Source organism: Streptomyces sp. T39 (genome assembly GCF_008042045.1).
Classification (GTDB): Bacteria; Actinomycetota; Actinomycetes; order Streptomycetales; family Streptomycetaceae; genus Streptomyces.
This window is the reverse complement of record NZ_RDBP01000057.1, coordinates 34,960-46,870: the sequence shown is the minus strand read 5'-3', so window position 1 is coordinate 46,870 and position 11,911 is coordinate 34,960. Positions and strand designations below refer to the sequence as shown.

The window sequence follows — 11,911 nt, the reverse complement described above, 5'->3', positions numbered from 1 at the left end:
GGGCCGCCGGGGCCGCCGCCGGGGCCCATGTTCCCCTGCTGGCCCTGCGCCGCCCCGGGTGGGCGCCGGTGCCGGGCGACGACTGGCACCCGGTCGGCTCCCTGGAGGAGGCCGCCGGGGCGGCCCGGGCGCTCGGCCGCAGGGTGTTCCTGACGACGGGGCGCATGGGCCTCGCCGCGTTCGCGCACGTCGACGACGTCTGGTTCCTCGTCCGCTCGGTCGACGCGCCGGACGGGCCGTGCCCGCCGCACGCGGAGGTGCTGCTCGACCGGGGCCCGTTCACCCTCGACGGCGAACGGGCACTGCTGCGCCACCACCGGATCGACGTGCTCGTCACCAAGGACAGCGGCGGCGCGGCGACCGCGCCGAAGCTGGCGGCGGCCCGGGAGGCCGGGATCCCCGTGGTCGTGGTGCGCCGGCCGCCGGTGCCGCAGGGCGTGGCGGTGGCGGCCGCCCCCGAGGAGGCGGCCGCCTGGCTGGACACCCTGCGCGCCGCCCCCGAGACGCCCCGCTACTCGGGGTAGCGCCGCGGCGTCCACACGATCTCGTGGCCGTCGCCCCGCCGCACCGCCTGTGTCTGCGAGGAGCCGATGAGCAGGATCGTCCGCATGTCGACCTGCTCCGGGTCGAGTTCGGCGAGTCGCACGATCCGCACGCTCTCCTCCGGCCCGCCGACGTCCCGCCCCAGCACCACGGGGGTGTCCGGGGCGCGGTGCTCCAGGAGCAGTTCGCGCGCCTTGCCGACCTGCCAGGTGCGGCTGCGCGAGCCCGGGTTGTAGAGCGCGAGGACGAGGTCGGCGGCGGCCGCGGCCCGCAGCCGCTCGGCGATGACCTCCCACGGCTTGAGCCGGTCGGAGAGCGAGAGGACGGCGTAGTCGTGGCCGAGCGGCGCACCGGCCTTCGCGGCGGCCGCGTTCGCCGCGGTGACGCCGGGCAGCACGCGGACGGGCACGTCCTTGTACGCGTCCTGGGAGGCGACTTCGAGGACGGCGGTGGCCATGGCGAAGACACCGGGGTCGCCGCCGGAGACGACCGCGACCCGCCGTCCGCGGCGGGCGAGGTCGAGGGCGAACTCGGCGCGCTCGGACTCGACCTTGTTGTCCGAGCCGTGGCGTGTCTGGCCGGGACGGTGCGGTACCCGGTCGAGATAGGTGGTGTAGCCGACGAGTTCGTCGGCGTCGGCGAGTGCGCGCCGGGTCTCGGGGGTGAGCCACAGCGGGCCCGCCGGGCCGGTGCCGACGACCACGACCTCGCCGCCGTCCGGGGTGGGAGGCGGGGTGGCGGTCCGGCTGGGGACGYCGGCGACGGAGAAGTAGGGCACCGACCCGGGGTCGATGTCGGCCAGCCGTCCCGTGCGCTCGCCGCTCATGGTCGCGCGCTCGACGTAACGGGCCTCGTCCAGGCGGCCGGACGTCTCCATGGCGCGGCGCACGGCGGGGAAGGTGCGGCCGAGCTTCATGACGACGGCGGAGTCGGTCGCGGCGAGGCGCGCGGTGAGCTCGTCCTCCGGCAGCGTGCCGGGGATGACGGTGAGCACTTCCTCGGCCTCGCACAGCGGGGTGCCGAGGCGGGCCGCGGCGGCGCTGATCGAGGTGACGCCGGGGACGACTTCGGTCGGGTAGCGGTGCGCGAGCCGCTTGTGCATGTGCTGGTAGGAGCCGTAGAAGAACGGGTCGCCCTCGGCGAGGACGGCGACCGTGCGCCCGGCGTCGAGGTGGGCGGCGAGACGGGCCGCGGCCTCCTCGTAGAAGTCGTCGAGCGCTCCCCGGTACCCGCCCGGGTGGTCGGTCGTCTCGACCGTGATCGGGTACATCAGGCGCTCCTCGATGTGCTCGGGGCGCAGGTGCGGGGCGGCGATCGAACGGGCGATGGACCGTCCGTGGCGGGCGCAGTGGTAGGCGATCACATCGGCCTCGGCGATGATCCGCGCGGCGCGCAGGGTCATCAGCTCCGGGTCGCCGGGGCCGAGCCCGACGCCGTACAGCCGGCCGGTGGGGGTGTTCTCGCTCATTCCGCCTCGCTCGCGATCGCGTTGACGGCGGCGGCGGCCATGGCGCTGCCGCCGCGGCGGCCGCGGACCACCAGGTGTTCGAGGCCGAGCGGGGAGGCGGCGAGCGCGTCCTTGGACTCGGCCGCGCCGATGAAGCCGACGGGGGCGCCGATGACGGCGGCGGGGCGCGGCGCGCCCTCCGCGATCATCTCCAGCAGCCGGAACAGCGCGGTGGGGGCGTTGCCCACGGCGACGACGGAGCCGTCGAGCCGCTCGCGCCAGAGTTCGAGCGCGGCGGCGGACCGGGTGGTGCCGAGCTTCTCCGCGAGGGCGGGCACCGACGGGTCGGAGAGCGTGCAGATCACGTCGTTGTCGGCGGGCAGCCGCTTGCGGGTGATGCCGCTGGCGACCATCTGCGCGTCGCACAGCACGGGTGCTCCGGCGCGCAGCGCCTCGCGGGCGCGGATCACGACCTCCGGGCTGTAGGCGAGGTCGCGGACGAGGTCGACCATCCCGCAGGCGTGGATCATGCGGACCGCGACCTGCGAGACCTCGGCGGGCAGCCCGGCGAGGTCCGCCTCGGCGCGGATCGTGGCAAAGGACTGGCGGTAGATCTCCGCGCCGTCCTTCTCGTACTCGAACACTGTGCTCTCGCTCACTTCGTCGTAGCGGGTCGGTGGTGGAGGGGCCGCCCGCCGCGCGCCGCGGCGAGGGCGCCGGCGAGCTCGGGGACGTGGAGGTCGTGGCGTACGGGCTGCTCCGGCGCGCCGGAGCCCTGCGCGGGTGCGACGGCGAGGGTGTAGCGCGCCCCGCCGGTGGCGACGAGGTCGACATGGGTGCCGTGCGGATGGCCGCAGCGGCGTTCGCAGCCGGACCAGTGGACGGGGATGCCGCCCGCACCGGCGGCGGCGAGCGCCGCCGCGTCCGCCCGGACGTCCGCGAGCGCCTTTCCGCATCCGGGGCGCCCGGTGCAGGCGCTCACCCCGTGCCAGGGGGACTCCGCGCCGGTCACGAGCCCCGCGGCGGCGAGTTCGGGCAGGTGGGCGGCGCCGACACCCGGCAGCACCACGGACCGCCACGGGGTGACGCGCAGTTCGCCCGTCCCGTGCAGTTCGGCGACCCGGGCGACGAGCCGCAACTGCGCCGCGCCCATCCGCCCGAGCGGTACCCCGACGCACACCGCGCTCTCCGCCCCGCCGCGCGCGTACGCCCCGGGGACGGGTGCGGTGGGGGCGGTGTCGCCCCGGGGGGCGCCGGGCGCTCCCGGTGGCGGTCGGTGACGCGCAGGTACTGGTGCGGCCCGAGGACGGGGCGCGGATGCTCATGCTGGCGGCGGAGGCCTTCCTCGACGCCGCCGACGCGAGCGGTGCCCGCCCCTGGCGCGGTCTCGGCAGGCAGGCCCGCGGCGGCGGCACGGTGCAGGAGGTCCTCCGTCGACAGGGCATGGCCCGGGGGGAGTTCGCGGACGCGCCAGGGGCGGGCACCGCTCGCGTCGGCGGCGTCGAGGAAGGCCTCCGCCGCCAGCATGAGCATCCGCGCCCCGTCCTCGGGCCGCACCAGTACCTGCGCGTCACCGACCGCCACCCGCACCCGCACCCGCGGGCCGGACGCCCCGTCGCCCCCCTCGCCGGCGGCGGCACCCGCACCGGACGCCCCGGCGTGGCCGGGCGCACCCCCGACAGGGACCCCGGCGACGGCAGGCGCACCCGCGGCGCCCGCCCCGGCACCACCCGGCGCACCCGCACCGGACGTCCCGGGAGCCCCCGGAGCCGCACCCGGCGGCCCCGGCGCCTCGTCCGGCTCTGCGAGCAACATCACATCCGGGGCGAGCTCCGCCATGTCCCCGCGCCCGTCGTCGAGGCCGAACAGGAAGCGGCCGGAGAGCGCCGTGGCGCGTGCGCCGGCGCACAGCAGGGCGTCCAGTTCCCGCACCAGCGGCTGCACATCGAGGTTTCCGTGCCCGTCGAGACCGGACAGCGGGGAGGCGACCACGTTGCGGATGCGTTCACGGGCGGGCGCGGGCAGCAGGTCCGCGGCCTCCAGCAGATCCGCCAACTCCTGTGCGCGCAGGGCGTCGAGGCCGCGCAGCTGCAGGTTTCCGCGGGAGGTGATGTCGAGCGCCCCGTCGCCGAGGCGTTCGGCCGCGTCCGCGAGGGCGTGCGCCTGGCGCGCGGCGAGCAGCCCCGCCGGGACGCGGACACGCGCCAGCGCACCGTCGTCCGCGGTGTGCAGCCGCAGCGCGCCGGGGCAGGCATCACCGCGGTCCCGGACGGGAGTTTCGTCCCGGTCCGGGCGGTTGGCGGGGGTCGGAGGCATGGCGGCGAGCATACCGACCATCACACAAGCCACCTCCTCACGGCGGGGTGACGGCCCTTACTATGCTCATCGGCGGGCCATACGGTCCGTCACCGCCGAAGACGGCGTCAGGGGAGGAAGCCCGGTGCGATTCCGGCGCGGTCCCGCCACTGTGAGCCCGGCAGCAGCGCAGCACGCGCACGCCGCCGGGTGAGCCAGGAACTCCCGCCGTTCTTCACCGCCCGGGGCGCGGAAACCCCGAGGAAGGCAAGCCGCCGCATGCAGCTCTCATCCGGGGCGCACACCCCCGAGGCCCGCGTCCTGCTCCTGTCGACGTCCGACACCGACCTGCTCAGCGCACGCGCCGCCGAAGGCCCCGTCGGCTACCGCTTCGCGAACCCCTCCCGGCTGCCGCTGGACGACCTGCCCGGACTGCTGGAGGGCACCGACCTGGTCGTCGTGCGCCTGCTCGGCGGGCTGCGGGCCTGGCAGGAGGGCATCGACACGCTCCTGGCCCAGGACCGCCCGGTCGTGGTGCTGAGCGGCGAACAGGCCCCGGACGCCCAGCTGATGGAGGCCTCCACGGTGCCCATCGGCATCGCCGCCGAGGCCCACGCGTACCTCGCGCACGGCGGTCCCGGGAATCTGGAGCAGCTGGCCCGCTTCCTCTCCGACACGGTCCTGCTCACCGGCCACGGCTTCGAGCCGCCGGCCGCGGCCCCCTCCTGGGGTCCTCTGGAGCGGACGGCCGCCCCGGCGGCCGGCGGCCCGCTGATCGCGGTGCTGTACTACCGGGCCCACCACATGAGCGGCAACACCGGCTTCGTGGACACCCTGTGCTCCGCGATCGAGGCCGCCGGCGCCCGGGCACTGCCCCTCTACGTCGCCTCGCTGCGCGCCCCCGAGCCGGAACTGCTGGCCGAACTCGACGCCGCCGACGCGCTGGTGACCACCGTGCTGGCCGCCGGCGGCACCCGCCCGGCCGAGGCGTCCGCCGGCGGCGACGACGAATCCTGGGACGCGGGCGCGCTCGCCGCCCTCGACGTCCCGATCCTGCAGGCCCTGTGCCTGACGGGGTCGCGTGCGTCGTGGGAGGAGAACGACGAGGGGCTGTCCCCGCTGGACGCCGCGAGCCAGGTGGCGGTGCCGGAGTTCGACGGCCGTCTGATCACGGTCCCGTTCTCGTTCAAGGAGATCGACGCGGACGGCCTGCCCGCCTACGTCGCCGACGAGGAGCGGGCCGCCCGGGTCGCGGGCATCGCCGTGCGCCATGCCCGGCTGCGGCACCTCCCGAACGCGGCCAAGCGGGTCGCGCTGGTGCTGTCCGCGTATCCGACCAAGCACTCCCGCATCGGCAACGCGGTCGGCCTGGACACCCCCGCGTCGGCCGTGTCCCTGCTGCGGCGGCTGCGCGCCGAGGGCTACGACTTCGGGCCCGAGGAGGACATCCCCGGTCTGGTGTCCGGCGACGGCGACGAGCTGATCCGCGCCCTGATCGAGGCCGGCGGCCACGACCAGGAGTGGCTGACCGAGGAGCAGCTCGCGCGCAACCCGGTGCGCATCCCGGCCGCCGACTACCGCCGCTGGTACGCGCAGCTCCCGGCCTCGCTGCGGGAGGCGGTGGAGGAGCACTGGGGCCCGGCGCCGGGCGAGATGTTCCTGGACCGCTCCCGCAACCCGGAGGGCGACATCGTCCTCGCCGCCCTGCGCCGCGGCAATCTGCTGGTCCTCATCCAGCCTCCGCGCGGCTTCGGCGAGAACCCGATCGCCATCTACCACGACCCGGATCTGCCGCCGTCGCACCACTACCTGGCGGCCTACCGCTGGATCGCCGCCTCCGCGGACGACGGCGGCTTCGGCGCCGACGCGATGATCCACCTGGGCAAGCACGGCAACCTGGAGTGGCTGCCGGGCAAGAACGCCGGCCTGTCGGCGGCCTGCGCGCCCGACGCCGCGCTCGGCGACCTGCCGCTCGTGTACCCGTTCCTGGTCAACGACCCGGGCGAGGGCACCCAGGCGAAGCGCCGCGTCCACGCAACGCTCGTCGACCACCTCGTCCCGCCGATGGCCCGGGCCGAGTCGTACGGCGACATCGCGCGCCTGGAGCAGCTGCTCGACGAGTACGCGCAGATCTCGTCCATGGACCCGGCGAAGCTGCCGGCGATCCGGGCCCAGATCTGGACGCTGATCCAGGCGGCGAAGCTCGACCACGACCTCGGCCTGGCGGACCGTCCGGACGACGACGGCTTCGACGACTTCCTGCTGCACGTCGACGGCTGGCTGTGCGAGGTGAAGGACGCGCAGATCCGCGACGGCCTGCACGTCCTCGGCGGCGCGCCCACCGGCCCCGAGCGGGTCAACCTGGTCCTGTCGATCCTGCGCGCCCGCCAGATCTGGGGCGGCACGCAGGCGCTGCCCGGACTGCGCGAGGCGCTCGGCCTGGACGAGTCGAAGGCGACCCGGACCGCGGCCGACACGGTGGAGCAGCAGGCGCGCGATCTGGTCGAGGCGATGGAGGCGGCGGGCTGGGACCCGGCCGCGGTGCCCGACACGCACGGCGACGACGTGGCCGCGGTGCTGCGTTTCGCCGCGCTGGAGGTCGTGCCGCGGCTCGCCCGGACGACGGACGAGATCGACCACGCCGTGCACGCCCTGGACGGCGGCTTCGTCCCGGCCGGCCCGTCCGGCTCCCCGCTGCGCGGCCTGGTCAACGTCCTGCCGACGGGCCGGAACTTCTACTCGGTCGACCCGAAGGCCGTGCCGTCCCGCCTCGCCTGGGAGACGGGCCAGGCCCTCGCGGACTCGCTGCTGGAGCGCTACCGCGCCGACAACGGCGAGTGGCCCACCTCCGTCGGTCTGTCGCTGTGGGGCACCAGCGCGATGCGCACCGCGGGCGACGACGTCGCCGAGGCGCTGGCGCTGCTGGGTGTCCGCCCGGTGTGGGACGACGCGTCGCGTCGGGTGACCGGCGTGGAGCCGGTGCCGCTCACCGAACTGGGCCGCCCCCGCATCGATGTGACGCTGCGCATCTCGGGCTTCTTCCGGGACGCCTTCCCGCACACCATCGGCCTCCTCGACGACGCGGTCCGCCTGGTGGCCTCCCTCGACGAGCCGGCCGGGCAGAACCTCGTCCGCGCCCACGCGCAGGCGGACCTCGCGGCCCACGGCGACGAACGCCGCGCCACCACCCGCATCTTCGGTTCGCGGCCCGGCACCTACGGCGCGGGCCTGCTCCAGCTGATCGACTCCCGCGACTGGCGCACGGACGCCGATCTGGCGGAGGTCTACACGGTGTGGGGCGGCTACGCGTACGGCCGCGGCCTCGACGGGCGCGCGGCGCGCGAGGAGATGGAGACGGCGTACAAGCGGATCGCCGTGGCGGCGAAGAACACGGACACCCGTGAGCACGACATCGCCGACTCCGACGACTACTTCCAGTACCACGGCGGCATGGTGGCCACCGTCCGCGCGCTGCGGGGCACGGCCCCCGAGGCGTACATCGGCGACTCCACCCGCCCGGAGACGGTCCGCACCCGCACCCTGGTCGAGGAGACGTCCCGCGTCTTCCGCGCCCGGGTGGTCAACCCCCGCTGGATCGAGGCGATGCGCCGCCACGGCTACAAGGGCGCCTTCGAACTCGCGGCCACCGTCGACTACCTCTTCGGCTACGACGCCACCACGGGCGTGATCGCGGACTGGATGTACGACAAGCTCACCGAGACCTACGTCCTCGACCCCGTGAACCGTTCCTTCCTCCAGGAGGCCAACCCCTGGGCCCTCCACGGCATCGCGGAACGCCTCCTGGAGGCCGAGTCCCGCGGCATGTGGGAGAAGCCCGACCCGGAGGTCCTCGCCGCCCTCCGCCAGGTCTACCTGGAGACGGAGGGCGACCTGGAGGACGGCGAGTAGGCACCTCGTTCGCGTCGGCCGCCGCCACCGGGCGGCCGGCGCGGTGCCGCCACCGGTGCCCTCGGCCAACCTCTTCCACCATGGCGCTCACCGACCTCACCCGCTCCGAAGTCCTGCTCGCAGCGTCCGAGTTCGACGCGATCGGGCGGGACGCCTTCCTCTCCCGTCACGGATTCGGCCCTGCGCGGGACTCCTTCGTGCAGATCGACGGCCGCCACTACGGCTCCAAGGCCCTCGCCGGCGCCGCCCACGGCCGGCTTCCGGGCCGTTCCCCGCTGTCCTGCGGTCAAGACGCGCGGCCGGACGCGGGACGCCCTGCGTGCCGTTCTGCTCGACGTGGCCCGCAGCCGGCACGACGCCATGGGTGAAGGGGCGGAGACCTCCGTGCACGGCAACCGCGGGCGCGGGCCCCTCGGCTTCCGGTAGGTCCGCCGGGAGAGCCCCGGCGGTCACGGCCGAGGAGTCCTCGTGGCACGTACCGCACATCATGACCGCCGTCCCGGCACCCGGGACGGCGACCCCGCGTGGCGCCGGGTCGTCCTGTACGACCTGCGCTACAGCTCCCGCGTGCTCGCAGACGCCGCACGGGAGGGGCGGAGGCCGCTGCCGCGACGGGTGCGCCGGGCGGTGGTGGTGTACACCTTCCTGCGGTCCCGGGACGACCGCCTGATCGGTGCGGCCGCCACGATCGCGGAGCGCCGGGCCCGTGCGCTGCTGCGGAGCGGGGTGGTGTCCCTGCTCCGTGCCGCGCGCACGCCGCCGGGGTCGGCGGCTGCGGACGCCGTCGGCGCCGCCGACGTGCCGCCCGTGCGGCACCGGCACGGCGCCCTGTGGTGAGGGGCCCGGGCCGTCGAGCCGGAAGAGGACGGCACAGGCGTCCTCCGCCTCGACGGTGACATCGCGGTTCCAGTGGACGGCGGGCGCGCGCCCGGTCTCGACGAGGCGCAGGCGCTCGGCCGGGCTGGACGCGGGGAACCCGCCCCAGCCCTGCTCGGCGCCGATGGCGCCGATGTGGGCGAACAGGTGGCGGCGGGCGCGCTGTTCCTCGTCGGCGGGGAGCGGCGCCTGCCCGTCGTGACCGTCCTGCGCGGGCAGGGGGCGGACGGTGCGCAGCCCGCGGGCGGCCCCCGGTGCGGGGATCGGGATGGCATCGGGCGTCACGGGCGCCTCCGTTCCGGTTGCCGGACCGGTGTGCCAGGACAGGACGCGGGTGCTCACCCCAGCCCCTGAACCGCGTAGAGCAGGCCGATGCCGGTGGCCATCACCCCCAGCAGGAGACGCAGTCCGGTCTCGGGAAGCCGGGGCTGGAGCCGGGCGCCGAGGTAACCGCCGAGGAGTCCCCCGAGGCCGCAGGCGATGCCGAGCAGCCAGTCGGGCGCGACGGCGCCGGGTGTGGTGAGGGCGAGCAGGGCGTAGGTGGCGGCACCGACGACGGAGGTGACGAAGGTGCAGGCGAGGGCTGCGGGGGCGACGCGGGCGACCGGCATGCCGCGTCCCACCAGGATCGGCCCGAGCAGGGATCCGCCGCCGATCCCGTAGATCCCGCCGGCGACACCGACGGCCGCTGCGAGCAGCGTCGTGGCCCGCGGCGACGGCTGTCCGGGCGTCCGGTCCCCGGCCCGCGGTTCCCCGGCCCCGGGCGAGGGCGGTTCGCCGGGTGGCGGCTCCCGGTCCCCGGCCGACCGTGCGGGGCGCAGCGTGCGGGCGCACAGCCAGAGACCGAGCGGCAGCAGCAGCGCCGCGACGAACAGACGGAACACCTGCGGCCCCGGCACCGCGAACACCCGCACCGCCGCTCCCGCGACGACGCCGGGCACGGCGCCGGCGATCAGCAGCCGGGTCAGCGGGCCTCGCAGCTGTCCGCTCCCCCGGTGCCGCAGCAGGGCCCCGGGGCCGGCGACCACGTTGTAGAGGAGGTTCGTCGGCGTCACCGCCGGGCTGGGCACGCCGAGGACGCTGACCTGGACCGGCAGCAGGAACACCGCGCCGGACACCCCGACCGGGGCGGTGACCACGGAGATCAGCAGCCCTGCCGCGAAGCCGAGCAGCCCGTCCGACCACGTCATGTCCCGCTCCCTGCCCCCGCGTGTGCCGGGCGGAAGGTGCCGCCCCGCGATCGATGCCTCAAGACCGTTGCCCACCAGCACAGTTGGTCTAGGTTGGTGCCGAGCACTTGCTCCGCCCCCGAAGGAGACGTACGCGTGTCAGACCACGACCCCCAGCTCGCCGCCGCCGACATACGTGCCCGCATAGACACGAGCAAGCCGCATTCGGCCCGCTTCTGGAACTACTTCGTCGGCGGCAAGGACAACTACCAGGTCGACCGCGACACCGGTGAGCAGATCAAGGACATCTTCCCCGGTCTCGTCGACGTGGCCCGCACCAGCCGCCAGTTCCTCGGCCGGGTCGTCCGCCACCTGGCGGGCGAGCAGGGCGTACGCCAGTTCCTGGACATCGGCACCGGTCTGCCGACGGCCGACAACACCCACGAGGTGGCGCAGCGCACGGCCCCGGACTCGCGCATCGTGTACGTCGACAACGACCCGATGGTCCTGGCCCACGCCCGGGCGCTGCTGACGAGCACGCCCGAGGGGAGGACGGCGTACCTGGACGCCAACCTGTACGCACCCGACGACATCCTGAAGGCGGCGGCGGAGACCCTGGACTTCTCGCAGCCGATCGCCCTGATCATCCTCAACACCCTCGGCCACGTGGCCGACCACGAGGAGGCCCAGGGCCTGGTCGCCCGTCTGATGGCGGGTCTGCCGTCGGGCAGCTACCTGGTGATCAGCGACTCCACGGCCACCAGCGACGGCATGATCGCGGCGTCCAACGCGTACAACCAGAGCGGTGCGATCCCCTACCACGTGCGTCCCGTGGAGCAGATCGCCGGCTTCTTCGACGGCCTGGAGCTCGTCGAGCCGGGCGTGGTCCCGGTCACCGACTGGCGGCCGGACGCCGACACGTCCTACGACGGCCCGGCCGTCGACGCCTACGGTGCGGTGGCCCGCAAGGCGTAGCACGGCGCGGCACGGCGGGCCGCCGCCCACCCGGGCGGCGGCCCGAGGGCGCCCCGGGCACGGCCCGCCGGGCGGCTCAGCGCGCGACGAACTGCGTGAGGATGCCCTGCACTTCGTAGATGTCGACGCCCTTGGTGAAGGTCTTCTCGACCGGCGCCGGCATGCCGGATATCCAGATCTTGAGCTCGGCGTCGAGATCGAAGGTGCCCGCCGTCTCCACGGCGAAGTGCGTGATGCTGCGGTAGGGGATCGAGTGGTACTCCGTCTTGCGGCCCGTGATCCCCTGCTTGTCGACCAGCAGCAGACGCCGGTCGGTGAAGATGATGGTGTCCCGGATCAGCTGGTACGCGGCCTGCACCTGCTCCCCGTGGCCGAGCAGCCGTGCGTAGTCCTGCTGCGCCTGGCCGGGGTTGACGGTGTGCGCGTTCCCGAAGAGTGCCATGGATTCCCCACCGGTTCGATGTCGTCGGTCTCCTCGACTGTATAGGTCACCTGTGACAACTCCCCTTCTGTGACCGTTCGGTCGACGAAGCAGGACCGGAACGCGATCTCCGCGCCCGCTCCCCTGCCACGACGGGCCCGKCACGCGTCGACACCTCCGGCCTGTGGGCGGCGGCGGCCGAGGCGCTCGGGCTTCCGGCGGAGAGGATGCGGCCGTCCCCCTGGACCGGACCGCCATCGCGGGCCGGGCCCGTCG

The 11,911-nt window shown here is 75.1% G+C and carries 9 protein-coding genes, 1 pseudogene and 1 riboswitch; of the genes and pseudogenes, 4 read left to right on the top strand and 6 right to left on the bottom strand.

Annotated elements, in window-relative coordinates; all coding sequences use genetic code 11:
* Window positions 1-524: precorrin-6A/cobalt-precorrin-6A reductase (locus EAO77_RS33860; RefSeq protein ID WP_187283534.1), on the top strand; the 524-nt coding region annotated here is incomplete at its 5' end.
* On the opposite strand, the gene EAO77_RS33855 is transcribed toward EAO77_RS33860, so the two are convergent.
* The 4 genes and pseudogenes from EAO77_RS33855 to EAO77_RS40675 all read right to left on the bottom strand — a co-directional run.
* The gene (locus tag EAO77_RS33855; protein ID WP_147992159.1) at window positions 512-2,011 is read right to left on the bottom strand and encodes a precorrin-2 C(20)-methyltransferase; all 1,500 of its coding nucleotides are present in this window, start codon (window positions 2,009-2,011) and stop codon (window positions 512-514) included. The genes EAO77_RS33860 and EAO77_RS33855 overlap by 13 nt on opposite strands.
* Window positions 2,008-2,649 (bottom strand): precorrin-8X methylmutase, encoded by a 642-nt coding sequence (locus EAO77_RS33850; protein ID WP_147992158.1) that lies wholly within the window; start codon window positions 2,647-2,649, stop codon window positions 2,008-2,010. Before EAO77_RS33850 ends, EAO77_RS33855 begins: the two co-directional genes overlap by 4 nt.
* Window positions 2,646-3,170: a hypothetical protein gene (locus EAO77_RS33845; RefSeq protein ID WP_410088751.1), complete on the bottom strand. Its 525-nt coding sequence runs from the start codon at window positions 3,168-3,170 to the stop codon at window positions 2,646-2,648. Before EAO77_RS33845 ends, EAO77_RS33850 begins: the two co-directional genes overlap by 4 nt.
* Window positions 3,171-3,784: 614 nt before the next feature.
* Window positions 3,785-4,318: pseudogene (locus tag EAO77_RS40675) on the bottom strand (cobalamin biosynthesis protein CobG); the annotation flags it as partial.
* Between the two features lie 101 nt (window positions 4,319-4,419).
* A riboswitch (cobalamin riboswitch) is annotated at window positions 4,420-4,510 on the top strand.
* A 54-nt stretch (window positions 4,511-4,564) separates the two neighbouring features.
* Here EAO77_RS40675 and cobN point away from each other — a divergent pair.
* A complete protein-coding gene (gene cobN / locus EAO77_RS33835; RefSeq protein WP_147992156.1) occupies window positions 4,565-8,194 on the top strand; it encodes a cobaltochelatase subunit CobN in 3,630 nt (1,209 codons plus the stop codon).
* A 468-nt stretch (window positions 8,195-8,662) separates the two neighbouring features.
* Window positions 8,663-9,031 carry a hypothetical protein gene (locus tag EAO77_RS33825; protein ID WP_261994271.1) on the top strand — a complete coding sequence of 123 codons (369 nt, stop codon included), beginning with the start codon at window positions 8,663-8,665 and terminating at the stop codon, window positions 9,029-9,031.
* Window positions 9,032-9,408: 377 nt separating this feature from the next.
* Here EAO77_RS33825 and EAO77_RS33820 read toward each other — a convergent pair whose 3' ends face one another.
* Window positions 9,409-10,260, bottom strand: coding sequence for a sulfite exporter TauE/SafE family protein (locus EAO77_RS33820; protein WP_147992154.1), 852 nt, complete (start codon window positions 10,258-10,260; stop codon window positions 9,409-9,411).
* Between the two features lie 135 nt (window positions 10,261-10,395).
* Between EAO77_RS33820 and EAO77_RS33815 the strand changes: the two genes are divergently transcribed.
* Window positions 10,396-11,214, top strand: coding sequence for an SAM-dependent methyltransferase (locus EAO77_RS33815; protein ID WP_147992153.1), 819 nt, complete (start codon window positions 10,396-10,398; stop codon window positions 11,212-11,214).
* A gap of 76 nt (window positions 11,215-11,290) precedes the next feature.
* Here the strand turns inward: EAO77_RS33815 and EAO77_RS33810 are convergent, their stop codons facing one another.
* Window positions 11,291-11,656: a PH domain-containing protein gene (locus tag EAO77_RS33810; RefSeq protein ID WP_147992152.1), complete on the bottom strand. Its 366-nt coding sequence runs from the start codon at window positions 11,654-11,656 to the stop codon at window positions 11,291-11,293.
* Between the last annotated feature and the right edge of the window lie 255 nt (window positions 11,657-11,911).

Excerpts from the sequence above, each read along its gene's own strand:
- EAO77_RS33820 (WP_147992154.1), bottom strand. The coding sequence starts at position 10,260 with ATGACGTGGTCGGACGGGCTGCTCGGCTTCGCGGCAGGGCTGCTGATC.
- EAO77_RS33810 (WP_147992152.1), bottom strand. The coding sequence starts at position 11,656 with ATGGCACTCTTCGGGAACGCGCACACCGTCAACCCCGGCCAGGCGCAG.
- cobN (WP_147992156.1), top strand. The coding sequence starts at position 4,565 with ATGCAGCTCTCATCCGGGGCGCACACCCCCGAGGCCCGCGTCCTGCTC.